Here is a 24,326-nt window from a genome sequence, read left to right as displayed (position 1 = left end):
GTGATCCAATGCGAAGGACTTGTCAAAATTTTTAAATCCAGCGATGTGGAAGTCGTTGCCCTTCAGGGTCTCAACCTGACTGTCAATCAAGGTGAAATGATGGCCATCATCGGTAACAGCGGTAGCGGTAAATCCACGCTGCTGAATATTCTGGGTGGACTTGATCGTCCTACGGCGGGTACGGCTGTTGTGGGAGACTGGGATTTGCTGAAGATGACAGATGCCCAATTGGTCGAATACAAACGTCATACGGTAGGTTTTATCTGGCAAAATAACGGTCGTAACTTGCTGCCTTATCTCACTGCACTGGAAAATGTGGAGACTCCCATGATTCTGGGAGGCAAGCGTGATCGTGCATACGCGAAACAATTGCTCGAATGGGTAGGCCTTAAGGATCGGATGAATAACAAATTGCATCAATTGTCAGGAGGAGAGCAGCAACGGGTAGCGATTGCGATCTCCTTATCCAATCGTCCAAAAATTCTGCTTGCAGATGAACCAACTGGTTCGGTCGATTCCGAGACATGTGATACAATCATGGGCATTTTCCGAAGAATGAACAAGGAACTCGGCGTTACGATCGTCATCGTTACGCATGACTTGACGCTAGCTGGCAAGGTAGACCGGATCGTTGCGATCCGGGATGGCCTGACCAGTACCGAGTTTGTGAAGCGCAACCCGAATTTGGACGATGAGCATAGCTTATCCGAAGCGGGTATGCCGGACATTCACGAAGCATTCGTCATTATTGACCGTGCAGGGCGGCTTCAGGTGCCAAAAGAGTATCTGGAGGCCTTATCCATTGATAACCGGGCTACATTGGAATTTGACGGTGAACGCATTGTCATTACACCGCCAAGATAATTAATGAGGGGGAATTGGGAGATGAAGAACAGGTTGTGGGGAAAACGTGTGCTGGCTGTCATGGCTACTGCAACACTAGCATTGCCGCTGATTGCTGGCTGTACGGCAAGTGAGGCGAAGGATACAGAGCAACGTGTATTACGTGTGGCTACAATGTGGGGAGGGCAAGACGACAGTTATTTCCGTCAACAATTTACTGATGCTTTTGAGCTGACCCATCCCAATGTAACCATTGAAATTGTAGCTGCCGTTGATCAGAGCAGCATGTATGGGTATGGCAACACCGAAGAACAGCAGGAAGTTCCGGATACGATGGAAAGTCTGAAGAAGATTATGACTGGCGATAACCCGGTTGACGTCATCGTGGCAGATACCTCTACAGTCAAATCATTAATTCAGGAGAATCTGGTGAAACAGTTGGACCCATTAATGCAAGAAGACAAGTTTGATACGACAGACATTGTTCCTAGTGTGCTGGAGGGTATCAAAGATCTGGGGGATCAGAGCATCTATGCATTGACACCAACGTTCTCATCTTCGGCTTTGTTCTATAACAAAGGCATGTTTGAAAAAGCAGGCGTGGAACCGCCAACGGACAATATGACTTGGGACGATATTTTCAATCTGGGTACCCGACTAACTAAAGGCGAGGGTAAAGATCACGTATTTGGTTTTACCTTCACGACATATCAGGGTGGTTCGCCGTACTACTCCATGCAGCAGTACTACAGCGCGTTGCAGCTGAAGACGTTTGATGACAAAGCAGAGAAGATGACAGTAGATTCTCCTCAATGGGAGAAAGTGTGGAGCACCATCAGCAAACTTGCCATTGACAAAGTTATCCCTAAAGGAGACGAACCGCAGGATCAGAATCCGAGTGGACGTTATGATCCAATACAGGGTGACCTATTCCTGAGCGGCAAGGCAGCCATGGCTATTGGTGATTACAGCTATATTAATCAATTAATTGATGCCAATAAAAATGCGGATAAAATGAAAGACTTTACGAAAGTGGATTGGGATGTGGTAACACCTCCAGTTCACCCGGAAGCTCCTGAAATTGGAGGCAGCATCTACCTGAGCAATCTCATGGCGATCAATAGTGCGGCTCAGAACCCGGATGATGCGTGGGAACTGATCAAGTACATGAACAGTGAAGATTGGGCTAAAATCAAGGCGCGTAGCAGCTATGAGATGGTATCCCGGAAGAGCTTCATCAAGCCAAAAGATGGCTTGGATTACAACATTCAAGCATTCTATTCTTTGAAGCCGATTCCGCCAACCAATACCAACCTGGATAAAATGTATCAAAAATCCCCAGGCTTATGGCAAGTAAATGAAAAAGGCATGGAATATTTCAATCAGGTACTTGAGAACAAGAAGACACCAAAAGAAGCGCTTGGTGAGTGGGCAGCGAAAGGAAACGAGATGCTGCAGAAATTGAAAAAAGACCCTAAAGCCACGTTTGAATGAGATTTGATCAAGTATTCCTATCATAAGTTAAGGATAGCCGCTGAAGATTTTAATCTTGGGCGGCTATTTTTATGAAAATGGGGTATTCTACAAAAAGCAGGAATAAATGACGACTCCGGAAAGGACGAGCGGTATGCACTGGGTATATTTCAGCAAGTTGTATGCAACCAAATTTCAGGCAGGATGTCTGGCCAAGCGGATGGAGCAGGATGGATGGATTTATGGTCATAATGAACCGGCGGAAGTGGAAGTTTATCGATCACGCAAAGGTCGTTACGGTGTACGATTTATTCCCTGACATTACCCCTTGACTTATAGGGTATCAATAGTGTATATTAATTAAGTCGCTGTTTTAATATTTCTTACTGACGCGGGGTGGAGCAGCCCGGTAGCTCGTCGGGCTCATAACCCGAAGGCCGCAGGTTCAAATCCTGCCCCCGCAATTTAGTTTCACTTGGATGATTTACAGCCATCATCTGCACGTTATACATTATGTCTAGGGCCCTTAGCTCAGTTGGTTAGAGCGGTCGGCTCATAACCGATTGGTCACAGGTTCGAGTCCTGTAGGGCCCATACTCTTGAAACCCTTGCCTAGCAAGGGTTTTTTTCTGTCTTCAAATAGGTGCTAGAGCAAATAGGTAACTTGTAAATGGTTATCTTTCTAATATGCCTTTTTTTGCGAATGTCAGTGTATGTCCATGCCATATCTCAAATCTCGCATATACTACCTTATCTCAACCCATAGGAGGTAGATTTCATGAGTCAATTTATTGATGCAAGAACTTCGCAGAATGCGAGTTTGGCTAACTCTATCGCCATTCCAATCCTTGTAATTAACACACCTCAATTATTTGGACAGATTGGTTTGGTGTCCACAGCTGGTATCGGAGCTAACCCGCGTGTACAATTCAAGGGAACGGTCTCTGTCCAGCTTCCATTAGCACTTGTCGGAATTACGATTACTATTGTTAGGGGGACTTTAGCAACAGACCCAGTTATTTATTCCGCCACTTCCACATTTAATCTGAGTGTTCTCGCACCTCAGGTTATTACATTCTCTGCGGATGACTTCAATCCACCAATTACACCACAATTGACGTACACTGCATTTGTCAGCTCCAACTTGTTGGGCACAGTCCGTGTAGGCCCTGAGAACTTTGACGGAGTATTATACTCCGACTAATGTTGAGCTTCCTTGTCAAATGAATCAATTCATCCATCTTCTTAATATGAAAGAATGTTATGAGCCTGCCCTTAAAAGCAGGTTTTTTCTTGATGAAGGGGCAAACGGAGCGTTCGTCGAGTAGACAAGGTTCTATGATATAATACATTACAGAGATTGGAACGGTATTTACGAATAAAGTAAAACATGAATTTTTGAGAATCTTACGAAATTAGTGATAGAAAGCAGGTTTACCTTTAATGACGCAAAATGAAAGTCAACGTTTTCGTTACAGTGAAGCTCCAGTCTGGGATTGGCAGCGAGCTTATTATGAACAGAAAGGGCTAGAGGCTTGGACAGAGAATCAGGTCCCTCAGTATATTACCAGTAATCCGGTGATTGCAGCGGCGTACGCAGAGATGATTTTTGGTTTTCTTCAGGATCTCGCGAACCAGGGACAGATCACGGAGACTGTGACCATTCTGGAACTTGGAGCGGGCGTAGGGCGGTTGGCACACCAAATTCTCCTGAAGCTGCTTGAGTTAAAGGAATTTGCTGGAATACAATTACCACCTTTCAGATATGTAATGACCGATCTCGTAGCAGAGAATGTGCTGGGTTGGCAGGAGCATCCATCCATGCAATCCTTTATTCAACAAGGTATAGTGGATTTTGCACGTTTTGACGCTGTAAAGGACACGGAATTGAATCTGGTTGTCGCAGGCACGGTTATTCGGCCTGGTGATCTGAAACAACCGTTGTTGTTGATTGCCAATTACTTTTTTGACAGCATCCCGCAGGAATTAATCTATATTGGGTCCGGCGAGATATATGAGTGTGATCTGCTCCTTCAGTCTCCGGATCGTCGTCTTAATCTGGAACCCGCTGAGATGTTGAAGAACATGACGCTGAGTTATGAGTATCGCAAAGCCCCTGAATACAGTGCAGACAACTATCCGTATTCGGAACTGATTACGTTGTACAAAGAGGAACTGGAGGATTCACACATCCTTTTCCCAGCAATTGGCTTGTCCTGTCTTGAACGGTTGAACAAGCTGTCGCAGTCAGGTTATGTGTTGATTACCGCTGATAAAGGGGATCATCGTCTGGATAACTGGAAGTTCGCAGAGCCGCCTGAATTCGTTCTTCACGGGAGTTTTTCTTTAACAGCCAACTACCATGCGATTCAATATGTTCTGGAACAACAGGGAGCACATACTCGATTCACAACACATCATTATAAAGATCTGAATGTTGGATGCATGTTGATGGTGGATGAACCGATTCGTTATGTGAACACGAGACTGGCCTATCATCGATTTGTGGAACGTTTTGGACCGGATGATTTTTTCAGCATGAAGCAATGGGTAGACCAGCGGATAGAGAGCATGGAGTTGAAGCATATTTTGCCGTTTTGGCGTCTGGGCGGGTATGATGCCGAGTTCTTGATTCACAGTGCGACGCACATCTCCAGTCTTCTTCCTGATGCAAGTGATGAGGAAATGCTCGATATTCAGTCAGGGATTCATACAATGTGGTCGTCCTATTATGTGATGGAGCAGCAAGGGGGGCTGGCATTTTTGGCAGGGCAGCTATTATATGAAATGTATATGTATGAGGATGCTAAACGGTTTCTGGAGATATCGTTGGTTGCAGATCCGAGTAACCATAATCCAGCCGTCTTGTACGATTTGGCTGTGTGCTGTTATGAACTTGAGTTGGAAGAAGAAACCCTGTCATATACCCATAAAGTCTTGGCTCTGGAACCTGATCATGAAGAGGCAACAGCGTTACTCCAGAGTTTTGAGTTGAGCTGAAGGGAACAATTTTAGTTTGTCTCCTATATGTAAAAAGTTGGTGATGGTTGTATATAAAATTGAAACTTAATTGGGTTGTAATCGTATTAATGGGATATTCAACCAATCAACTATATCAACAAAAAAGGAGACAAAGATATGAAAAAAGCCTTATCCGCTGCATTATATCCATTAATGTGGGTTTTAGGTGCGTTTAGCGTGCTGTCTGTTAATGCGAATAGTGCCGCAGGCAACGCCCTCTTTGTGAAAGATATCGCTACAGATCGAAGCTATGATGGGCAGGCTATATATGATAGTATTGAACGTAGAAATGCCTAACTACATAGCACTGAACTGTAAAGGTAATTGTGTCATCGAACAATAACATGAGCACCAATTACTCTTGAAGCGAAGTACGATGCGCGGGAACACTGTTCGTACAACCTTTGAGCCGGTTTCGTACCTTATTCAGGTATGAACCGGCTTTTATTATTGAACGGGGGATACCGAATGAAGATTATTATTGGACAACCCAGGCTGGAACAGCATCTGCTGCAGCTTGAAGCCGAACTTAAGCAACACCCAGATGCGGATATAATATTCTATCCTGAAGGTTATCTGAACCAGAATGTCGAAGACGCTTGCCGCCTGGCGGCTGAATATGGAACCATGATTGTATCAGGTCATCGCAGGTTGCACGAACGTCCGAAGGACCGATCAATCATCATCAGTAAGGCTGGAGAGATTGTATTGGAAAAAGCTAAATATACACCTGCTGAGACGGTTGTGGAACAGGGATGGGTAATAAGCACATTGTTGTGTGATGAGCTTGTCCTGCAAGGATTTTGCAACGAGAATATAGGAAATGTTGACATTGTGATGCATTCCATTGGTGTGGGTATGTTCAGTGAAGAGCAGTACAGTGAGTGGGTTGAAGAAGCACGTAAGATTGCCTTACAGCATCAATGTATTGTCATGGGGACAAGCCATGCGGATGGTTCATACCGTGACAGCGAGATCTCCATTCCGATCGCCTATTGTATAACACCTGATGGAGAGGTTGTTCTGGAATCCCGAAGTGATACACGTACTCGTACAATCCTTCTGGACAGAGAAAATACAGACCGCTTACCTCAGGAGTCCCAAGAAAAACAACTGAAAATCTCCATCGTCCCATCCGGTTAAATCATCAGGAATAAATTCCAGATGAATGGGCTGATGAACGTGCCGATTCGCCCGGTCACTTGCGGGGAATATGCATATGTTATGGCATACCTTGAAATTCAAAGGAGGCCAATCAAATGAGTCAAGTTGGATACGGTTGTGGCAATGTTGGTGGATTCGGCGGATGGACTTCTACAAGTGCAATTCTCGTACTTTTCATCCTGCTCGTAATCATCACAAAATCTTTCTGGCTGTAAGTCACGTATAGAAACGTGCAGGCAATGGCTCCGCTGAGACTTCAGCGGGGCTTTTCCCTTTTATAAGTAGCAACCTATGCCATCCATGACATTTGACAACTGAAAACAATGTGCTTAAAATCACATAAGAGACTATTAACAGAGATTGAAGGGATAGCAATGCCGTTTATTCGCTTTAAAGGATTCACAGGTCCTCAGCTAGAGGAAGTTGTACCCCAAATTACAGAGAAGATGGCCCTAATTACTCATATTCCACGGGAGAGAATGAAGGCAGAGCGTCATGATGTACAAGCGCTAACACCTTCTCCAGCTTCTATAGAGATTCTGATGTTTCAACGTGATCAGGAGATTCATAATCGGATTGCATCGTCGTTGCAGGCTATTCTGGAAGAAGCGTACATGCCGGATGTGCATATTTTCTTCAATATATTGTCACCCACTTTGTATTATAAACAAGGCAAGCCGCTGACAGATTATCGATTGGATTGAGATTGAGATTGTGAGGGACGAGCAGAGGTTGCTCGTCTCTTTGATTTACATATTTTTCGTATGTTTAGCAATGGACTGGTGCCTGTGAACCCTGCTCAATAATAATGAGCATATCGCAGACGCAATAAACAAGGCTCCACCAATAAGGTATACCCATTGAACGCCCAGTTGATCGGCGACTAGACCGAAGATCACTATGGATACACTCAAAACCGTGGAAATCAGGACGCCATGTGCGGCGTGTACCCTGGATAGGGATTCGACCGGCACGCTTCTCAGAAGCGCTATCTGCTGAGCCGCATCACGAATCTGATGAACTGGACCCATAAGTATGCATAACACCAGAGCGAGCCATGGCAGGTTGTTTAGGCCATAAAGGATGGTCAACAGGCTGAAGAGAAGAGAAGCCATGGTCATACTAGCGATTAGATGCTTCTGAATCCGTTTGGCCAGTGCAAGAGCCAGAATACCACCAAGCATGGTTCCAGCAGCGTAACTCGAGTTCATGAGTCCCCACCAGCCTTCTCCTCGTCCCAGAACTTCTTTTGCAAAGGCCAACGTAACAGCTCCAATCCAGATCGAACCCGCAAGTGTCTGGGCAATGTCCATAAGCGTGATCAGTCGTAATGATGGATTCTTCCAAAGCATACTCCAGCCTTCCCTCAATACATTACGCGATACAGTAGATTTCTGGAATTGTTCTACACCTCGTGTGAGCGAGCCAAGGGCAATTAGGAAGATTAGAACGGCCCAGGACAGGCTTGTAGCTGCCCAGAAGGTCTGTGACGCCCCCCAGTTCATCACGGCGAATCCCGTCATGGCGTACCCGACAATGGTTACAGTCTGATTGGAGAAAGAGAGGAGGCTATTGGCTTTCACAAGATCTTCTCCCTGAACCAATCGTGGCGTTAAAGCATTCAGTAGCGGAGATTCCAATCCATCCAAAAAGGATAATATGACCACTCCAATCAATAGAAGCGGCAGCTGTGAAATCAAGTGATTCAACGAAATGGCTATACAGGTCATGATGAATGTTTTGGCTATGGAAATGCTGATCAATAGTCTGGAGAATGGGAAACGGTTCACAAGTAATGGCAAAGTGAAACTTGCTGTTATACGTGCAATGATCTGAATAAGTGGAAACATTGCAGCAGAGAGTACCGATCCAGTGTGACTGTAAATAAACGTAGTAATGACCATGATATATATGACATTAATAAGCGAGAGCAGCGTTTTGGCGGCCCAATAGGGATAAAATGCGATGTTCATGCCAATGATGTCCTTTCCGAAACGATATATCTATATTACGGGCATTGTCATCATTGCACCACAAACAAAGTTATCATTTTCCCATCATTTCAGCACAAAAAAAGAAACTGCCCAACAGGGCAGTCATCTTCTAATGGCTATAGTTCATGCCAAAGTGAGTGTGAAGGCGATAAGCAACATCAGCAGGCTGGTCGTTCTGACCATCGTCATATAAGGCCTGCTGGGTTCGGCCTCACCGCGGAAAATCCAGCCATAGCGCAGATACCAGCCGAATTTTGGGAAACAGAAATTGATGATACAGAGTACCATGAATATAAAAAAGAGGGTTCTCATACCCATCTTCCTTTCTTACTTACATAACGGATCTCATCTTAACGTTTGCGTCTGGTAAAAAAGACTACAATCAAAATAATAATGATGATAATTAACAGAAATTTCATGTGTATTCCTCCTGATGACAGTTAGGTTATTGTCGAATGTTAGTTATCAACTATTACCCATAAAACACACGACTTGAATAACTATGTTACAATTAAAATATATTGTTTCTATATCAACACATACCATCTGGTTAGTTGTATCTCCATATAATGTACAAATGCAGACTATATAAACATTAACGTGTGAGAGATGAAGGAGGAAGGCATGAGCCAACATAATCAACTCCCATTACAATGGGAATTTATCATCTCGAAAGTGAAATCCTCCGTGACGGTGGTCGATGCAACCTTGCCTGAGCTTCCGCTCATGTATGTAAACGAACACTTTACCCGGCTGACAGGATACACGTATGAAGAGTCTGTCGGACAGAATTGCCGATTTTTGCAAGGACAGGACACAGACCCCGAAACGGTAATGCAGATTCGTGATGCATTAAAGAAACAACAGTCCATTAAGATTGATATCTTAAATTATACAAAAAGTGGTCAGAAGTTCTGGAACGAACTGAATATTGATCCGATCTTTAATGAATCCGGAGAGTGTTTATATTTTGTAGGCATTCAATACGATATTTCAGAACGGAAGTATGCCGAACAACAGTTGAAGTTCGCAACTTCCATGGCTGAGATGAACAGCAGAGGGCAATTGGAATTCATCGGAAAGCTGAATCACGAGCTTCGTACCCCGCTCAACGGCATTATGGGTATGATCGAACTTGCCAGCATGGGTGAAACTACGGATGAACAGAAAGAATACCTGGAACTCGCACGTCAATCGGGTGAGGCACTACTTAACATCGTTAACAATAGCCTGGATATGGCGAAGCTGGGTAGAGGCAAAATGGATGTTGAAAACATTGAGTTTCAACCTCTGAAGCTGATTCAACAGATTGTAAAGACACATGAGCCTGCGGCACAGAATAAACACATACGTTTGCTCTGTCATGCGGATCTGAATGTTCCTGATGTACTTATTGGTGACCCGCTAAGACTTCGGCAGGTACTGGATAATTTGCTGAGTAATGCGATCAAGTTCACGGAACAAGGTGAAGTGCAGTTACAGGTGGATGTGAGGCAACAAATCATGGATACTGTAGTTTTGGTATTCTCTGTGCGTGATACGGGAATTGGCATTCCTCCGCATCAGATCGAACAATTGTTTGATGCATTTACCCAGACCGACATCTCCCATGCGCGCCGATTTGGCGGAAGCGGGCTTGGGTTGACCATCTGCAAAGAACTGCTGGAACTGATGAATGGTCAGATTTCGGTGGAGAGTACCGAGGGGATAGGTACACAGTTTGAGGTGACACTGCCCTTGCTGCGCCAACATGCCATTCCCAATGTGGGATAATCAAACAAGCAGGACAGCCGGATGGTCTCGGCTGTTTTTTTTATTTTATTGTTTTACGAACGGGCGTTCTGTTATAATTGCAAGTGTTGAATGGGGGAGACACAGCATGAGTAAGAGACGCACAGGACGAAAACGGAAAAGTAAACAAGGCTTCAAAAAGCAGATACTGACGCTGGTAGCGATGCTGCTGGTAGCCCTCTACGCCTGGGCAGGGGGAGAATGGCCAGAGGAGATACCTAATCCATTCGGAGGGACGAATAAGAGTGTAGACCATACGATTACTTTCCCTTCAGAGCGCTATCCGGAAACAGCCAATCATATTAAAGCTGCCATCAAGGCAGGGCATTCGGATGTATGCACCATTGATCGTAGTGGAGCTGAAGGCAATCGGGATCTATCACTCAAGGGTGTTCCGGTCAAAAAAGGTAAGGATCGTGACGAGTGGCCTATGGCGATGTGCGCTGAGGGAGGAACAGGTGCAGATATCCAGTACATTACCCCAAAGGATAATCGCGGTGCAGGTTCATGGGTAGGGAATCAGTTAATTACATATCCGGATGGAACACGAGTGAAGTTTGTAGTGAAGTAACAAGAAGAGAAAAACCAGACGTGCATGCGTCTGGTTTTTTGGTATGATGTGTTGGCATAAATAGTTCTAGTTAACGTATTTTTTAATACGGGAACTGAGTTTCTAGGATTACAGATCCGACTATACGAGTTGCATTCCGCTTAAATGATGAGACCGGATGCTTAACAGACGCGTAACATGTTCAACCTCATCAAACGGTATCCACAGACTTCCGTGAACGGTTCGTAAGGAGAGAATGGATGTATCAGCGGTGCGCTCGGGAAAACCGGTTACTGTCTGACCGCTTGTATTACGAACCATGATCTGTTGTTTGCGCCGGATGGCAATTTCTACCTCTTTTTTCATAAGTCATTGCTCCTGATTATGAGATGTTAAATCCATATGTCAATGTTTTCAATGGTTAATTTGTCTTCTTTATCTAGTCTATCAGAACTAGGTGTAGATTTCCAGAAGAGAAATAAACAATGTTCTAGGTGATTTGTCATGGCTGGCGATTATCCGTTTTTGAATGGTCATTACGGGGTTATATTAGGGTAAAAGGAGGGGAACGGAATGACACAATTGATTATTGGGCTGGCCCGTACCGAGAACGAGGCTATAATTATGCTGAATAAGGCTAAAGAGGAAGGCATTAAGGATAAATATTTGGGAGCGGTAGCGAAGGAACAGCTTAATCTGGAGCTGGTGAGCGAGAAGACGGGGCTGCCCAAACCATTAAAAGGTGCAGGAACAGATGGTGCCTTTGGCGCGCTAAAAGGGATATTGGCTGGTCTGGGGAAACGGATGGATCAGACGATGTCGATCGGGAAAGCAGTGCGCAGACTCGCCGGCAATGAGATCGGGAGTGATACCGATGATTTGGTGCTTACACTGACTGAAGCGGGGATCTCGGAAGAAGACGCACGGTATTATGAAGATTGGCTGTTAAAGGACCACATCTTGGTAATCGTGGAGTGCAGTGAGGAAGAGGCAGCTCGTGTTCGACCCATTTTACTTTTTTAGTTTAATTTAAGGCTGATTTTAGGTTTCTTTAATGTTGGGGAGGTATTCTTATCTCACACCTCCCTTAATATAGATTGGTTTACCGGAAGTCCGGGACCGCAACTCGGACTTTCTAGGCACTGTAAGCTCACGCTTGCAGTGCCTGTTTCATTTCTTAATTATTTTTAATAAAAGGTGTTGCAAAGTTAATTAGTTCATGGTAAGATATTTCTTGTCGCCAAGAAATACATAATCCTGCCGGGGTGGCGGAATTGGCAGACGCACAGGACTTAAAATCCTGCGGTAGGTGACTACCGTACCGGTTCGATCCCGGTCCTCGGCATCTTAAAAAGAAAGATCGCATGACGCTTGTTAACCAAGCTGCATGCGATCTTTTTTTTGTTCTTTAATATGAATGTGATATCATACCTGACCACTTCACCTGCAGTTCATAAACATAAACGCTGCATAATACATATCAGAAGGTACATTTATCTGACTTTTATGAAGAGACGGAACAATGGTGTATACTATCCATAGGCATATATTACCTTTACCTTGCTGAACGATATAAGTTCAACTACACATTTACACGATAACGGAGAGGACAGAAATAACCTGAAGAAGCGAAGCGGGCGCCTTTATCCCCGGATTTTCCCTTTCAAAAGGGAATCAAAAAAATCTGGGGATAACAGCGATCGGAAGGTTGTTCTGTCATCGGAGTGCCCGTGTAAATAACCATATTTGAACTTATGTAGAGTCACAAAACCAATAAAACAATCTTATGGACGGAGGACTCAAGTTTATGTTGAAACAGCTTAAGCCATACAAGGTGTTACAGGAACGCAGAATCGAAGAACTGAAATCGGATGCGTATCTGTTGGAGCACCAGAAATCCGGAGCCAAAATTGTACTTTTGTCCAATCAGGACGACAACAAAGTATTCAGTATCGGTTTCCGCACACCTCCGGAAGATGATACAGGGGTAGCCCATATCCTCGAACACTCCGTGCTCTGTGGGTCCAAGAAATTTCCGGCCAAGGATTCTTTTGTTGAGTTGCTGAAAGGTTCATTGAATACATTCCTTAACGCCATGACGTATCCGGATAAGACGATCTACCCGATCGCGAGTCGTAATGATCATGACTTCCATAACCTGATGGATATTTATCTGGATGCGGTATTAAATACGAATATTTATGTGAATGAAAAGATATTTTTGCAAGAGGGCTGGAACTACAACCTGACCTCGGCCGATGATGAGTTAACCTACAACGGAGTTGTATATAACGAGATGAAGGGTGCCTTTTCTTCACCGGAACGAATGGTACGCAGAGAAGTGCTGAACTCCCTTTTCCCGGATACCACATACTCCTCCGAGTCTGGCGGGTTCCCGGAAGCTATACTGGATCTAACGTATCAGGGACTGCTGGATTTCCACACGAGATACTATCATCCTTCCAACAGTTACATCTATCTCTACGGGGATATGGATATGGAAGAGAAGCTGCAATGGCTCGATGAGAATTATCTGAATGCATATGATCGAATCGAGATCGATTCGGCCATTCAACTTCAACCTGCCTTTGCAGAACGGGTAGACACAGTTAAGACTTACTCTGCGGGAAGTACGGAATCCGAAGTGGATAACAGCTTCTTGACCTATAATGCGGTGATTGGCACAAGTCTGGACAAGGAACTGAACATCTCGTTCCAGATTTTGTTATACGCCTTGCTGAACGCTCCGGGAGCGGTATTGAAACAGGCTTTGCTTGATAAAGGAATTGCCAAGGACGTCTACGGTTCGTATGATGACAGCTTATATCAGCCTGTGTTCACCGTCGGATTGAAGAAGAGCAATCTGGCGAGCAAAGAGGATTTCCTGGGAACGGTCCAAGAAGTGCTTGAACGTGTGGTGAAAGAAGGTTTCGATCCTAAAGCGTTGCTTGCTGGAATTAACTCGTATGAGTTCAATCACAGAGAAGCGGACTATGGCAGAATGCCGAAGGGTCTGATCTACGGATTCTCCTCCCTGCAAAGCTGGCTGTATGATGATGAGGCACCTTTCACCCATTTGGAGGCCAATGACGTATTTGCTGAGCTGCGGACAAAAATGAACGAAGGTTACTTTGAGCAGCTGATTGAAAAGTATTTATTGCAAAACACACATACTTCCTTTGTGGCCCTGACACCGGACAAAGGGTTGAATTCACGTAAAGAAGAAGCGCTGAAAGCACGTCTGAAAACCATTCAGGCCGGGCTTAGCGAGGAAGAAGTTCAGACGCTGATTCAGAAAACGGAAGCACTCGCCGAATATCAGAATACACCTTCAACCAAAGAGCAGCAGCAGGTCATTCCGACGTTATCGATTGAAGATATTGAACCGAAGGCCTCTACGTTGCATCAAACGGTGAACCAGGTCGACGGCACAACCATTCTCCACCATAACCTCTACACCAACGGAATTGGTTATCTAAGATTGCTGTTTGATATCAAAGAAGTCCCACGTCATCTCCTGCCGTATGCAGGGTTGCTCAAGAATGTACTAGGTTACGTGGATACTCAAAACTACTCGTTCAATGAACTGTCCAATGAAATTCATATCCATTCGGGCGGAATTCATAGCGGGATTGGATCTTATGCCAACGCGCATAAGCACAATGAATTCAAGGCTACCTATGAGTTCAACGCAAAAGTGTTATATGACAAGCTTGGATTTGCCTTTGATATGATCAAAGAAATTGTGTTCACATCCCAATTCGATAATTCGAAGCGATTATATGAGATCATCTCTCAGATGAAAGGTAATCTGCAACGTAATCTGATCAACAGCGGACACTCTGCGGGAATTGGCCGGTCTTCGTCCAAACATTCAGCGGTTGCGGATTTCAGAGAAGCGGTAAGTGGTATCGCCTTTTACCAGTGGCTTGAGGATCTTCAGGCGAATTTTGAGGCCAGAAAAGAAGAGTTATCTTCCAGCCTGCAAGAGTTGACGGGCTATATTTTCAGACCGGAGAATTTGCTTGTTAGTTACACTGCCGATGAGCAGGGATATGAAGGACTGGAGCAACAGGTATCCGATCTGAAAGCGAAGCTGTTCACACATGAGGTTGCCAAGGAAGAGTTTACGTTCACACGGGCTACGCATAAGGAAGGATTCCGTTCCCCGTCAGAAGTGCAGTACGTGGTGCAAACGGGCAATTATATTGACAAAGGATATCAATACACTGGTTCACTACGGGTCTTGCAGGGCATCCTGTCCTTGGATTACTTGTGGACCAATATCCGCGCCAAAGGCGGAGCTTATGGCTGTATGTCAGGTTTCAGACGGAACGGAGACAGCTACGTTGCATCGTACCGTGATCCGAACCTGGATAAAACGTACAAAGTATATGAAGAGATACCGCAATATTTAACCGATTTCCGGGCAGACGAGCGGGAAATGACGCGCTATATCATTGGTGCGATCCAGGATCTGGATACGCCGAGAACACCTTATGGCGAAGGGGCATTCTCTCTGGAGTGTTATCTGTCGAATGTGACTGAAGCAGATCTGCAACAGGAACGTGACGAAGTGTTAAGCACGAAGGAAAGCGACATTATCGGTTTTGCTGAGCTCTTATCGGCCGTACTTGAACAGCAACAGCGCTGCGTGATCGGTAATGAGAACAAGATTGAGGAACAGAAGCAAATGTTTGACGAGACGCTGGATTTAATCAAAAACTAAACGTTAGTCTCGCTGATTTTCGATTCAATAAACGTCAAATGCGAAAGGCACTTTATGAGCTGGTTTCAACAGCTTATAGAAGTGCCTTTTTTAATGAGGAGGAATGTGGAGCAACTGTCGCCGACCCATAATGAGAATGGGTGACACGCTGCGTTGTTCAAGTGACAGCGAGCATGTTGTATATTTTCAGTGTCCGCAGATCTTCCTTTGAGATTTTCAATTCATTATACAACTCCTGATTCTCGGGCAGCGGGGTTCTGGAGAATAACATTTTGAGCGCGATCGGCATGAAAGGTCTGAAGGAGACACCAGCCATCAGTCCCCACTTTTTCTCCGATTCCTGGAAAGATGCCAGAATATTAATATATAGATTCTCCAGCGGCGTGGCCTGATTTTTCAAAATTAGCGTGGTAAGTGTATCGTAATGCTCGGTGTGGCCCCAATACATATTCTCGCATTCCTGGTAGTTCTCAAAATCCTTCACATTCATATACATCACGGTGCGATAACGGTTGGCATCCGATTGAGCCATCATGTCAATGACACATCGAATGAGACTGTTGTTACGCCCATCATAGAAGTAGGAATAGAAGCGGGTGGAGTTCTTGAAAAAGCTGGACGGGACCGCATTCATCAGGGGAGATGCATGCCTCGGCTCTTGGTACAAGAGTTGCTCCACCTGAATGTTGAGCGCGTTCGCAATATGATGTAACGTGACCAGATCAAGTGTAATATCTCCGCTCTCATATTTGGACAGGGTACCCTTGCTCTTGAAGATCTGATCCGCAAGCTGTTGAATGGTCAGTCCCCGCCACTTCCGAAAGTTTCGTATTTTCTTGCCAACTTCCTGATTGATATTGTTCATAACTGGTTCTCCTTATGCAATGTTTCTTGAGAGTACGTGAAAATGATGAAAGTCATTCATAAAAATGATGTTATATGAAAAATATATCACTTTCTCACCGAAAAACCTATTCTGGGGAAACAATAAACTTTATTTGTTTCGTCAGGATAGATTGTATTGCATTTGATGCAATTTCTACGTCATGGAATAATAGATCTCATACGATATGAACCGACAATGAAAAGTTGAGCAGACAGAGGAGCAGAAGCTACTATGAAATATAACTTTGATGAGATTATAGATCGCACAGGTACGAATGCCATGAATACGGATGGATTCCGTCAATATATTTTTAACGCCTCAGAAGATATGACATTTCCATTTAAGGACGAAGAATTCATTCGCATGTGGATTGCAGATATGGAGTTCGCCACACCTCCCGAGATTCTGGATGCAGTGAAAGAACGTTTGGACCGCAGAATTATGGGTTACTCCCAGGTGTTTGATCCGGCATACTATGAAGCTGTCTCGAATTGGATGAAAAGGTATTATGATTGGTCCTTCCCGAAGGAGCATTTGGAGACCTCAAACGGGATCATCCCCGCTTTATATGAACTGGTGGAGTATATTTGTCAATCGGATGAGAAAGTACTGATCGTGACCCCGTCTTATGGTTTCTTCAAGTCAGCTGCAGAGCATAATGATCTTGAACTGGTATGTTCGGATATGCTTAATGAGCAGGGGCGGTACTCGATTGACTTTGAGGATTTTGAAGCCAAGGCCAAGGATGAGAAGGTAAGGGTATGTATTTTCTGCAACCCCCATAATCCGTCTGGACGCGTCTGGACAACGGAAGAGTTACAGCGTGTGGGTGAGATCTGCCTGAGGAACAATGTATGGGTCATTTCGGATGAAATTCATTGTGATCTGCTGCGGACTGGCAAAAGACATACGCCACTTGCGAAGCTGTTCCCGGATACGGATCGAATCATTACATGCATGTCCCCGAGCAAAACATTCAATATGGCTGGACTGATGTTCTCCAATGTCATCATTCCGAATAAGGAACTTCGAGACATCTGGCAGGCACGCCATTATGGTTTCAAAAACCCACTGAGCATTGCTGCCACTCAAGCAGCTTATGAAACGGGTGATGAATGGCTGAAACAATTAAAGGCTTATCTCGACGCCAATTTTGCCTGTGTAGAACAATATGTGAAGCAACATCTGCCGCTGGCTGTCTTTCATATTCCGGAAGCCACATACCTGGCCTGGATTGACATTTCAGCCTATGCTCCCCAACATGTAAGTTTACCGTTATTCTTCGCTGAGCAAGCAGGTGTGCTTCTGGAAGATGGCCATATGTTTGTAGCGAATGGTGAGGGTTGTATTCGGTTGAATCTGGCTTGTCCGCGTTCTGTCCTTCAGGAAGGATTACGGAGAATCAGTAGTGTGCTTGTAAAAGAAGTCGAAGAGGTACCCGTTCAAGTGTAAAGTCATCAAGTCATCACGCAACAGCGTGGTGGCTTTTTCGGATGAGTACACGGAATGCAGCAAGAACAAGTTTTATTTCGAGGTGAACATACCCTGATGCGTAATTCTGGTCTGCTGCCCCCGGTTATGTTAAAATGGTGGATAGTCTATGAGTTGCATGACATGCGGCTCTCAGAAGGAAGAGCCCGGTAGTTGGGCTACACGTAACTGCATTCATCAGGGGAAAGGAGCCTATACATATGTTTGGAAACGATTGGGACAAGGTGCTTCAGGAAGAGACAGAAGCCGAGTATTTCAACAAGATTCGTTACACCCTAGCCGCCGAGTACAAAACACAGACGGTCTTTCCGCCCAAAGAAGACCTGTTCTCCGCACTGAAGCTGACGCCATATCATCAGGTTAAGGCCGTTATTATTGGTCAGGACCCTTATCACGGTGCGGGACAGGCTCATGGATTAAGCTTTTCGGTTAGACCGGGGGTACGCGTACCTCCTTCTCTGAAAAATATATATAAGGAACTTCAGGCCGATCTGGGCCTGCCAATTCCGAATCACGGATCTCTGGTCCACTGGGCTCAGCAGGGGGTTCTGTTATTAAATGCTGTTCTCACGGTCCGTGAAGGTCAGCCGAACTCCCATCAGGCATTGGGCTGGCAGACGTTTACGGATGCTGTCATTCGCGCGCTGAATGAACGTTCAGAGCCAATGGTATATATGCTATGGGGCAGTCATGCCCAGAAGAAAGGTGCGTTTATTAACAGGGACAAGCACCTGGTACTGGAGTCTACACATCCCAGTCCGCTGGCTGCACATCGTGGATTCCTCGGCAGTCGTCCCTTTTCCAAAGCCAATGATTTCTTGACCTCCAAAGGTATTGAACCGATCGATTGGAAGATACCTGAAAACTAGACAGATGGAGGTGAGAACATTGCGACATTGGATAGGACGAAAAGTAGCGGTATATCGTGCAACAGGCATACGGGAGCCATTGAAGGGAACGCTGGTCGAGTGGGATGAAGAAGCGGAATGTGTACGGATCGGACCGAAACGGATCAAGGTATCGTTTGACAATATCGCAATGATCAGACCTCTTCCCGAAGAGAGTCTTCCCTTAAAGAAAGCACGTTCTGAGGTGCACAAGGTTGGATATGTGATGAAAAAGGCAATTCAGTTCGAAAATGCGATCTATTTCAAGTCACAGGTTATGATCTGGCGCCGGGCCAAAATTGTAGCGTTATGCACGACGATTCTGCGTCATGACGAGGATCAGGTTGAACTTGCAGATGGTCGGGTTCTTCGTAAAGACAAGCATATGTTTGTCGTACGTTCACGCCGTGGGATACGTTAGATATACGAAGATTTAATACTCATTTCATGCAAAAATCATACGGATTTAATGTTTGGTCTGTATATTAGGTAGTAACAACCCCTTCTAAATTGATGTGTATTGAAATGGGAGCCCGGCCGGCTGCAAACGGTCGGGTATTTTTTTGTCCATGGGTTCTGTTAACCTGTTGTACATACCCATAACATTCATGATATATATTATTAAAATAGATAAATTGAACTAAACATTTACACGAGAAACGTAGAGGGCAGAAATAACCTGAAGAAGTGGAGCGTTCGCCTTTATCCCAAGATATTCACCTTTGTAAAATTGAATCAAAAAATCTGGGGATAACAGCGATCGGAAGGTTGTTCTGTCATCGAAGTGGCAAGTGTAAATATTCTTTAGTTCAATCTAAAAAGATCATGAGAAGGAGTGAAACCCAATGAAACGTATAGCTGTTTTTGCAGGCTCCAATCCGGGAAATCACCCCGATTATACAGAGAAGGCTGTTCAACTGGGCAAACAGATTGCCGATAGTGGTTATGCACTGGTCTATGGTGGTTCTTGTATGGGCTTGATGGGTGCAGTAGCCGATGCTGCTCTTGAGCAAGGTGGAGAAGTAATTGGCGTTATGCCTACCGGATTATTCCGGGGTGAGGTTGTTCATGGAGGGCTCACACAACTGATTGAAGTGGGAACCATGCATGAACGGAAGGCTACGATGGCTGAATTATCCGATGGATTCATTGCGCTTCCCGGAGGTATGGGTACATTTGAAGAACTATTCGAGGTACTGTGCTGGGCACAGATCGGCATTCATCGTAAGCCTGTTGGCTTATTGAATGTTAACGGATATTATGGACCGCTGATGAAGATGGTAGAACATAGTGTACAGGAGGGATTCTCGAACACATCGCATCTCAGTCTGTGGAGTCTGGAATCTGATCCCGCTGAACTGATCAAGCAAATGTCATCCTATATTCCTGCAGAGTTAACTCAGAAGTGGTCACAACTTAACGGGAAATGAGTGTATAAGAAGAGTGCCTGTACCCAATCGTTCCTCGGGAGAATTTTCGATCTGCCCAAGCAAGTTGCGCTATCGGACATAGTCTATAGTGTACTTTGATGAAGAGGGGAGTGTCACTGATGAGCGAACTCAAAGGTACAGGTTACGGGTATTGCGGAGGCTTCGGTGGTGGAGCATGGACATCGACAGGTGCAATTCTTGTATTGTTCATTCTGTTGGTTATTATCTCACGCACATTCATTCTGTAATTCGGTCAATACCCTGGGACGGGGATGACGTTGCAGAGGCAGCGCCCGAATAAAAAATGACCTTTCCAAAGAGACGCCGGTATATGCCGGCGTTTCAGGGGAACGGTTTTTTGACGTTTCCAGAATACGTTAAGTAATTGAAAAAGCAAAAACCTGCCCCTGAATAAGGTCAGAAGCAGGAGAGAGCCTCCTGAGCCATTAGCTGCGCAACAAGCAGTTACACCACAACAGCAGTTTGATCCGGAACACTTAACGATTTCCAGGCGATATATAGCCCGATGGCGGCTGCAATTAAGGAGAGTATTGCTGCAACAATAGCCAGCTGATCCAGTGTCCTGGATGAAGTGGAGTTAAAAGAACGTTGATTAGCCGTCTTGCCGGATTTATTTTTGATATGGACAGATGATCTGGAAAGCCTGGAAGCCGACTGTAACTGGGAGGTGTGAGCACGCGTAGGTATCGATTTTTTCTTTGAGGGATTCAATAGTCAACCTCCTTATAACGGAGTTCAGTGCTTCCATCGTTCATACTATGTTATGTCGATTTTCAGATTGAGTTCGCAAAAATGAGTGAATCCCCAGCCCGTTAGATGTTGGGCCTGGTCGCTAGTATTAGCGAAGCAGGCAACCCATTATACGCTCCGTTAATACAGGTCTAACAAACCGTGTTTATAGTGTTAATCATAGAGTGAAGCTTGAACACAGGAGGTGCTGGAATGAGGAACGTGGAGATTATTGCCCATCGCGGTGCATCTGCCGTATGCCCGGAGAACACGATGAGTGCTTTTGAACGGAGTCTGGAGCTTGGAGCAACAGGTATTGAAACCGATGTGCAGATGACGAGTGATGGCAGACTGGTTCTGATTCATGATGAGACGTTAATCCGAACTGGTGGCGCAGAAGGCTGGGTTAAGGATACAACTTACGATCAATTGCGCACACGGGATGCCGGGTCCTGGTTCCATGCTGATTTTACCGGGGAACGTATTCCTTCTCTGGAGGAGTTATTCAGGCTGGTACAGGGGAAAGGAACATTACTTAATCTGGAATTAAAAAATGGTATTGTGAGTTATAAGGGGATGGAAGAGAAGGTTATACAGGCGATCCGGGACTGGAATCTGGAGCAACAGGTTGTGCTGTCCAGCTTCAATCATGCTTCGCTCGTGAGATGTAAACGCCTTGCCCCGGAGATCCGTACTGCACTTCTATATATGGAAAAATTGTACCGTCCCTATGATTATGCCGCCAAACTCGAAGCTTCCGGCCTTCATCCCTATAAGATGGCAGTCACACAAGAAGATATTGCTGCTGCACTGGCACATGGCATTGTTACCTATCCATTTACGGTGAATGATCCTGCCGAGATGCAGGCCATGATTGACATGGGTGTGCAAGGAATCATTACCGATGTTCCGGATGTCCTGGCATCCATAATTGCGGTACCTGCCCGTTGAACAAGTCTGTATTATATATGTTCTACATAGGCAATGATAAGGCTGTGTTCGAGCTTTTTGGCTCCTGCACGGCCTTTTTGCGTGTGAAATTGTGTGCAAATCTTCATATATGCAATAAACATGTCCTATTTGTCCATTGCCAGAGTCTATGGATTCACTTACAATGGTCTATGGGAATGAGAATCAATATCATTAAAGTTTGGTATTTATAGAGAGGTGATTGTTATGTACATAGGCTTGAGCAACTCCACTCATAACGAGGGTGGGCGCGTATGAGTTCACAAGCTTCACCAGAAAAACATAATCCGGATTCACCCACAGCGAAGATACACACTCGTCCGTGGGCAGCCACCCTTATTCTTACAGGAGGAGTTTTGCTACTCGCTCTGGGTATGGCGTTGTCCATTTCTTTTGGCGCTGCTGATATTAAGCTTAGTGTAGTCTGGAAGGCCATCTTTGATTTCAATCCTGAGCTGACTCCACATCAGATCATATGGGAGATTCGGTTACCACGTATCCTTGGAGGAGCAATGGTAGGTGCATGTTTCGCTGTAGCTGGTGCGATCATGCAGGGCATGACTCGTAACCCGCTGGCCGATTCAGGTCTGCTTGGGCTAAATGCGGGAGCTGGATTTGCGCTTGCAGTTTGTTTTGCTTTCTTCCCTGGCTTGCCATTTATGTACATCATTATGTATTCCTTCCTTGGGGCAGGGCTTGGTGTCCTGTTGGTGTATGGTTTTGGTGCAGCTTCCAGATCGGGTCTAACACCACTACGCCTTGTACTTGCAGGTGCGGCTGTATCAGCGATGTTGTCGGCACTCAGTGAAGGGATTGCATTGTATTTCAGAATTGGACAAGATCTGGCTTTCTGGACAGCCGGTGGTGTAGCCGGAACGAAGTGGTCTCAACTTGAGGTCATGTTCCCATGGGTACTCGCGGCACTAATCGCAGGTCTTCTTATCTCCCGTTCCATTACTCTGCTTAGTCTCGGAGAAGATATTGCGGTGGGCTTGGGGCAACGTACGGGGCTGATCAAACTTATAGGCCTGATTGTCGTACTGATTCTTGCGGGTACGGCTGTGTCTGTGGTGGGTGCGGTCGGTTTTGTCGGACTCATTATTCCCCATCTTACGCGGAAGCTGGTTGGGGTCGATTATCGCTGGATTATTCCGTGTTCCGCTGTGATGGGTAGTTTGTTGCTCGTATTTGCGGATCTGGCTGCACGTATGATTAACCCGCCGTACGAGACGCCAATTGGCGCATTGGTTGCCCTCATCGGGGTACCATTCTTCCTATATCTGGCACGTAAAGAAAGGAGGACTCTGTAACGATGGAATCCTCAACAATAGTTGGAGCAGAGCGCAAGAAGAGAACCAAAAGTACGATTGTTCTCATTGTACTTGCCCTATTAATTATTACGGCTTTTGTAGTGAGTATGAATACGGGCTTTACCAAGCTTTCGCCGCTTGAAGTGATGCGTACCCTGTTTGGTGGAGGCACGCCGAAACAGGAACTGATCCTGTTTGAATTCCGCCTGCCACGTATTGTGATTTCGGTGCTGGTCGGAGCCGGACTTGCGTTATCTGGTTGTATTTTGCAGGGGGTATCTCGGAATGCGCTGGCAGATCCGGGGATCCTCGGAATTAATGCAGGTGCCGGTCTGGTCGTCATGTTATTTGTTTCCTTTTTCCCGACAACGACAGCAGCGCCGGTATTTCTTTTGCCGATTCTGGCCCTGATCGGTTCTGGTTTTGCTGCATTTCTGATCTACATTCTCTCTTACAAAAAAGGAGAGGGCATCCTGCCTACGCGTATGTTGCTTACGGGGATCGGGGTAGCGGCGGGAATCAGTTCTGCCATGATCGTGCTTACCTTACGGCTTAGTCCGGAAAAGTATCAATTTGTAGCAACCTGGATGGCAGGCAGCATCTGGGGTTCAAACTGGAAATTTGTAACGGCATTACTACCGTTTCTTATCATTCTTGTACCGCTTGTTCTGTATAAGGCACGTGTACTGAACGTGCTGAACCTGGGTGACCAGACTGCAAGCGGACTCGGGACTCCGGTTGAGCGTGAGCGACTGATATTACTTGCGGCTGCTGTAGGTCTAGCCGGCTCATGTGTATCTGTGAGTGGGGGGATCGGTTTTGTGGGTCTGATCGGGCCTCATTTGGCACGTCGTCTGGTGGGTCCAAAACATCAATTCCTGTTACCTGCATCTGCCCTGATCGGTTCATTGCTCGTACTGGTTGCAGATACCCTGGGTCGGGTTATCTTGCAGCCTTCGGAAATTCCTGCAGGTATTCTGGTTGCCATTATTGGTGCGCCATACTTCCTGTATCTCTTAAGCAAGACGAAATAGAACG

27 protein-coding genes and 3 tRNA genes are annotated in these 24,326 nt (G+C 45.4%); 25 read left to right on the top strand and 5 right to left on the bottom strand.

Annotation, left to right across the window (positions count from 1 at the left end; all coding sequences use genetic code 11):
* From AB4111_RS15990 to AB4111_RS15940, 11 genes are all read left to right on the top strand, one after another.
* Positions 1 to 864: an ABC transporter ATP-binding protein gene (locus tag AB4111_RS15990; protein WP_253439270.1), complete on the top strand. Its 864-nt coding sequence runs from the start codon at positions 1 to 3 to the stop codon at positions 862 to 864.
* A gap of 21 nt (positions 865 to 885) precedes the next feature.
* On the top strand, positions 886 to 2,337 hold the full coding sequence (locus AB4111_RS15985) for an ABC transporter substrate-binding protein (protein WP_442032323.1): 1,452 nt from the start codon (positions 886 to 888) through the stop codon (positions 2,335 to 2,337).
* A 106-nt stretch (positions 2,338 to 2,443) separates the two neighbouring features.
* Entirely contained in the window at positions 2,444 to 2,635 is a 192-nt protein-coding gene (locus tag AB4111_RS15980; protein ID WP_047843730.1) for a hypothetical protein, read from the top strand.
* A gap of 71 nt (positions 2,636 to 2,706) precedes the next feature.
* Positions 2,707 to 2,780: transfer RNA gene (locus AB4111_RS15975), tRNA-Met, on the top strand.
* Between the two features lie 56 nt (positions 2,781 to 2,836).
* A tRNA-Ile gene (locus AB4111_RS15970) sits at positions 2,837 to 2,910 on the top strand.
* 184 nt (positions 2,911 to 3,094) lie between these two features.
* A complete protein-coding gene (locus tag AB4111_RS15965; protein WP_442032322.1) occupies positions 3,095 to 3,520 on the top strand; it encodes a hypothetical protein in 426 nt (141 codons plus the stop codon).
* 239 nt (positions 3,521 to 3,759) lie between these two features.
* Positions 3,760 to 5,316: a tetratricopeptide repeat protein gene (locus tag AB4111_RS15960; RefSeq protein WP_442032321.1), complete on the top strand. Its 1,557-nt coding sequence runs from the start codon at positions 3,760 to 3,762 to the stop codon at positions 5,314 to 5,316.
* A gap of 138 nt (positions 5,317 to 5,454) precedes the next feature.
* Positions 5,455 to 5,634 (top strand): hypothetical protein, encoded by a 180-nt coding sequence (locus tag AB4111_RS15955; protein WP_442032320.1) that lies wholly within the window; start codon positions 5,455 to 5,457, stop codon positions 5,632 to 5,634.
* A gap of 171 nt (positions 5,635 to 5,805) precedes the next feature.
* Complete coding sequence (locus AB4111_RS15950) at positions 5,806 to 6,480, top strand: hypothetical protein (protein ID WP_442032319.1); 675 nt, start codon at positions 5,806 to 5,808, stop codon at positions 6,478 to 6,480.
* A 116-nt stretch (positions 6,481 to 6,596) separates the two neighbouring features.
* Complete coding sequence (locus AB4111_RS15945) at positions 6,597 to 6,716, top strand: YjcZ family sporulation protein (RefSeq protein WP_253439256.1); 120 nt, start codon at positions 6,597 to 6,599, stop codon at positions 6,714 to 6,716.
* Between the two features lie 159 nt (positions 6,717 to 6,875).
* Positions 6,876 to 7,205: a DUF1904 family protein gene (locus AB4111_RS15940; RefSeq protein ID WP_253439254.1), complete on the top strand. Its 330-nt coding sequence runs from the start codon at positions 6,876 to 6,878 to the stop codon at positions 7,203 to 7,205.
* Between the two features lie 45 nt (positions 7,206 to 7,250).
* Here AB4111_RS15940 and AB4111_RS15935 read toward each other — a convergent pair whose 3' ends face one another.
* Positions 7,251 to 8,474 (bottom strand): MFS transporter, encoded by a 1,224-nt coding sequence (locus AB4111_RS15935; RefSeq protein ID WP_442032318.1) that lies wholly within the window; start codon positions 8,472 to 8,474, stop codon positions 7,251 to 7,253.
* On the opposite strand from AB4111_RS15935, the gene AB4111_RS15930 reads away from it, so the two are divergent.
* Positions 8,467 to 8,688 carry a hypothetical protein gene (locus tag AB4111_RS15930; RefSeq protein WP_442032798.1) on the top strand — a complete coding sequence of 74 codons (222 nt, stop codon included), beginning with the start codon at positions 8,467 to 8,469 and terminating at the stop codon, positions 8,686 to 8,688. The two genes, AB4111_RS15935 and AB4111_RS15930, sit on opposite strands and share 8 nt — an antisense overlap.
* Here AB4111_RS15930 and AB4111_RS15925 read toward each other — a convergent pair.
* Entirely contained in the window at positions 8,619 to 8,783 is a 165-nt protein-coding gene (locus AB4111_RS15925) for a DUF6199 family natural product biosynthesis protein (RefSeq protein WP_442032777.1), read from the bottom strand. The two genes, AB4111_RS15930 and AB4111_RS15925, sit on opposite strands and share 70 nt — an antisense overlap.
* A gap of 336 nt (positions 8,784 to 9,119) precedes the next feature.
* Here AB4111_RS15925 and AB4111_RS15920 point away from each other — a divergent pair, with 336 nt between their 5' ends.
* Together AB4111_RS15920 and AB4111_RS15915 are read left to right on the top strand one after the other, a co-directional pair.
* Positions 9,120 to 10,268: an ATP-binding protein gene (locus tag AB4111_RS15920; RefSeq protein WP_442032317.1), complete on the top strand. Its 1,149-nt coding sequence runs from the start codon at positions 9,120 to 9,122 to the stop codon at positions 10,266 to 10,268.
* Positions 10,269 to 10,374: 106 nt separating this feature from the next.
* Entirely contained in the window at positions 10,375 to 10,857 is a 483-nt protein-coding gene (locus tag AB4111_RS15915) for a NucA/NucB deoxyribonuclease domain-containing protein (protein ID WP_442032316.1), read from the top strand.
* Positions 10,858 to 10,977: 120 nt separating this feature from the next.
* On the opposite strand, the gene AB4111_RS15910 is transcribed toward AB4111_RS15915, so the two are convergent.
* Entirely contained in the window at positions 10,978 to 11,202 is a 225-nt protein-coding gene (locus AB4111_RS15910) for a hypothetical protein (RefSeq protein WP_017687353.1), read from the bottom strand.
* A 207-nt stretch (positions 11,203 to 11,409) separates the two neighbouring features.
* Between AB4111_RS15910 and AB4111_RS15905 the strand changes: the two genes are divergently transcribed.
* The 3 genes from AB4111_RS15905 (at position 11,410) to AB4111_RS15895 (ending at position 15,565) form a co-directional block, all read left to right on the top strand.
* Positions 11,410 to 11,859 carry a hypothetical protein gene (locus AB4111_RS15905; protein WP_442032315.1) on the top strand — a complete coding sequence of 150 codons (450 nt, stop codon included), beginning with the start codon at positions 11,410 to 11,412 and terminating at the stop codon, positions 11,857 to 11,859.
* A 236-nt stretch (positions 11,860 to 12,095) separates the two neighbouring features.
* A tRNA-Leu gene (locus AB4111_RS15900) sits at positions 12,096 to 12,181 on the top strand.
* A gap of 462 nt (positions 12,182 to 12,643) precedes the next feature.
* Complete coding sequence (locus AB4111_RS15895) at positions 12,644 to 15,565, top strand: insulinase family protein (RefSeq protein ID WP_442032314.1); 2,922 nt, start codon at positions 12,644 to 12,646, stop codon at positions 15,563 to 15,565.
* A 157-nt stretch (positions 15,566 to 15,722) separates the two neighbouring features.
* On the opposite strand, the gene AB4111_RS15890 is transcribed toward AB4111_RS15895, so the two are convergent.
* A complete protein-coding gene (locus tag AB4111_RS15890) occupies positions 15,723 to 16,430 on the bottom strand; it encodes a helix-turn-helix domain-containing protein (protein ID WP_017687366.1) in 708 nt (235 codons plus the stop codon).
* Between the two features lie 252 nt (positions 16,431 to 16,682).
* Between AB4111_RS15890 and AB4111_RS15885 the strand changes: the two genes are divergently transcribed.
* From AB4111_RS15885 to AB4111_RS15865, 5 genes are all read left to right on the top strand, one after another.
* Complete coding sequence (locus AB4111_RS15885; RefSeq protein WP_442032313.1) at positions 16,683 to 17,903, top strand: MalY/PatB family protein; 1,221 nt, start codon at positions 16,683 to 16,685, stop codon at positions 17,901 to 17,903.
* Between the two features lie 239 nt (positions 17,904 to 18,142).
* The gene (gene ung / locus AB4111_RS15880) at positions 18,143 to 18,811 is read left to right on the top strand and encodes a uracil-DNA glycosylase (RefSeq protein ID WP_433745353.1); all 669 of its coding nucleotides are present in this window, start codon (positions 18,143 to 18,145) and stop codon (positions 18,809 to 18,811) included.
* A 19-nt stretch (positions 18,812 to 18,830) separates the two neighbouring features.
* The gene (locus AB4111_RS15875) at positions 18,831 to 19,250 is read left to right on the top strand and encodes a hypothetical protein (protein ID WP_315937091.1); all 420 of its coding nucleotides are present in this window, start codon (positions 18,831 to 18,833) and stop codon (positions 19,248 to 19,250) included.
* A gap of 424 nt (positions 19,251 to 19,674) precedes the next feature.
* Positions 19,675 to 20,259, top strand: a complete 585-nt coding sequence (locus tag AB4111_RS15870; RefSeq protein WP_091014155.1) for a TIGR00730 family Rossman fold protein — start codon at positions 19,675 to 19,677, stop codon at positions 20,257 to 20,259.
* Positions 20,260 to 20,378: 119 nt separating this feature from the next.
* The gene (locus tag AB4111_RS15865; protein ID WP_255319930.1) at positions 20,379 to 20,507 is read left to right on the top strand and encodes a hypothetical protein; all 129 of its coding nucleotides are present in this window, start codon (positions 20,379 to 20,381) and stop codon (positions 20,505 to 20,507) included.
* 217 nt (positions 20,508 to 20,724) lie between these two features.
* Here the strand turns inward: AB4111_RS15865 and AB4111_RS15860 are convergent, their stop codons facing one another.
* Positions 20,725 to 20,991, bottom strand: coding sequence for a hypothetical protein (locus tag AB4111_RS15860; RefSeq protein WP_442032312.1), 267 nt, complete (start codon positions 20,989 to 20,991; stop codon positions 20,725 to 20,727).
* A 231-nt stretch (positions 20,992 to 21,222) separates the two neighbouring features.
* Here AB4111_RS15860 and AB4111_RS15855 point away from each other — a divergent pair, with 231 nt between their 5' ends.
* From AB4111_RS15855 to AB4111_RS15845, 3 genes are all read left to right on the top strand, one after another.
* Entirely contained in the window at positions 21,223 to 21,960 is a 738-nt protein-coding gene (locus AB4111_RS15855; protein ID WP_442032311.1) for a glycerophosphodiester phosphodiesterase, read from the top strand.
* A gap of 272 nt (positions 21,961 to 22,232) precedes the next feature.
* Entirely contained in the window at positions 22,233 to 23,288 is a 1,056-nt protein-coding gene (locus tag AB4111_RS15850; RefSeq protein ID WP_442032310.1) for a FecCD family ABC transporter permease, read from the top strand.
* A gap of 2 nt (positions 23,289 to 23,290) precedes the next feature.
* Complete coding sequence (locus AB4111_RS15845) at positions 23,291 to 24,322, top strand: FecCD family ABC transporter permease (protein WP_315937086.1); 1,032 nt, start codon at positions 23,291 to 23,293, stop codon at positions 24,320 to 24,322.
* Positions 24,323 to 24,326 lie beyond the last annotated feature (4 nt).

This window comes from Paenibacillus sp. 2KB_22 (assembly GCF_052115745.1).
In the GTDB taxonomy this organism is placed as follows: domain Bacteria; phylum Bacillota; class Bacilli; order Paenibacillales; family Paenibacillaceae; genus Paenibacillus.
Note: the sequence above shows the minus strand (reverse complement) of the source record. Positions and strands in the feature narration are given on the sequence as shown.

Coding starts and splice junctions, on each gene's coding strand:
- AB4111_RS15985 (WP_442032323.1), top strand. CDS start 886: ATGAAGAACAGGTTGTGGGGAAAACGTGTGCTGGCTGTCATGGCTACT.
- AB4111_RS15980 (WP_047843730.1), top strand. CDS start 2,444: ATGACGACTCCGGAAAGGACGAGCGGTATGCACTGGGTATATTTCAGC.
- AB4111_RS15965 (WP_442032322.1), top strand. CDS start 3,095: ATGAGTCAATTTATTGATGCAAGAACTTCGCAGAATGCGAGTTTGGCT.
- AB4111_RS15960 (WP_442032321.1), top strand. CDS start 3,760: ATGACGCAAAATGAAAGTCAACGTTTTCGTTACAGTGAAGCTCCAGTC.
- AB4111_RS15955 (WP_442032320.1), top strand. CDS start 5,455: ATGAAAAAAGCCTTATCCGCTGCATTATATCCATTAATGTGGGTTTTA.
- AB4111_RS15950 (WP_442032319.1), top strand. CDS start 5,806: ATGAAGATTATTATTGGACAACCCAGGCTGGAACAGCATCTGCTGCAG.
- AB4111_RS15945 (WP_253439256.1), top strand. CDS start 6,597: ATGAGTCAAGTTGGATACGGTTGTGGCAATGTTGGTGGATTCGGCGGA.
- AB4111_RS15940 (WP_253439254.1), top strand. CDS start 6,876: ATGCCGTTTATTCGCTTTAAAGGATTCACAGGTCCTCAGCTAGAGGAA.
- AB4111_RS15930 (WP_442032798.1), top strand. CDS start 8,467: ATGTTCATGCCAATGATGTCCTTTCCGAAACGATATATCTATATTACG.
- AB4111_RS15935 (WP_442032318.1), bottom strand. CDS start 8,474: ATGAACATCGCATTTTATCCCTATTGGGCCGCCAAAACGCTGCTCTCG.
- AB4111_RS15925 (WP_442032777.1), bottom strand. CDS start 8,783: ATGGTACTCTGTATCATCAATTTCTGTTTCCCAAAATTCGGCTGGTAT.
- AB4111_RS15920 (WP_442032317.1), top strand. CDS start 9,120: ATGAGCCAACATAATCAACTCCCATTACAATGGGAATTTATCATCTCG.
- AB4111_RS15915 (WP_442032316.1), top strand. CDS start 10,375: ATGAGTAAGAGACGCACAGGACGAAAACGGAAAAGTAAACAAGGCTTC.
- AB4111_RS15910 (WP_017687353.1), bottom strand. CDS start 11,202: ATGAAAAAAGAGGTAGAAATTGCCATCCGGCGCAAACAACAGATCATG.
- AB4111_RS15905 (WP_442032315.1), top strand. CDS start 11,410: ATGACACAATTGATTATTGGGCTGGCCCGTACCGAGAACGAGGCTATA.
- AB4111_RS15895 (WP_442032314.1), top strand. CDS start 12,644: ATGTTGAAACAGCTTAAGCCATACAAGGTGTTACAGGAACGCAGAATC.
- AB4111_RS15890 (WP_017687366.1), bottom strand. CDS start 16,430: ATGAACAATATCAATCAGGAAGTTGGCAAGAAAATACGAAACTTTCGG.
- AB4111_RS15885 (WP_442032313.1), top strand. CDS start 16,683: ATGAAATATAACTTTGATGAGATTATAGATCGCACAGGTACGAATGCC.
- ung (WP_433745353.1), top strand. CDS start 18,143: ATGTTTGGAAACGATTGGGACAAGGTGCTTCAGGAAGAGACAGAAGCC.
- AB4111_RS15870 (WP_091014155.1), top strand. CDS start 19,675: ATGAAACGTATAGCTGTTTTTGCAGGCTCCAATCCGGGAAATCACCCC.
- AB4111_RS15865 (WP_255319930.1), top strand. CDS start 20,379: ATGAGCGAACTCAAAGGTACAGGTTACGGGTATTGCGGAGGCTTCGGT.
- AB4111_RS15855 (WP_442032311.1), top strand. CDS start 21,223: ATGAGGAACGTGGAGATTATTGCCCATCGCGGTGCATCTGCCGTATGC.
- AB4111_RS15850 (WP_442032310.1), top strand. CDS start 22,233: ATGAGTTCACAAGCTTCACCAGAAAAACATAATCCGGATTCACCCACA.
- AB4111_RS15845 (WP_315937086.1), top strand. CDS start 23,291: ATGGAATCCTCAACAATAGTTGGAGCAGAGCGCAAGAAGAGAACCAAA.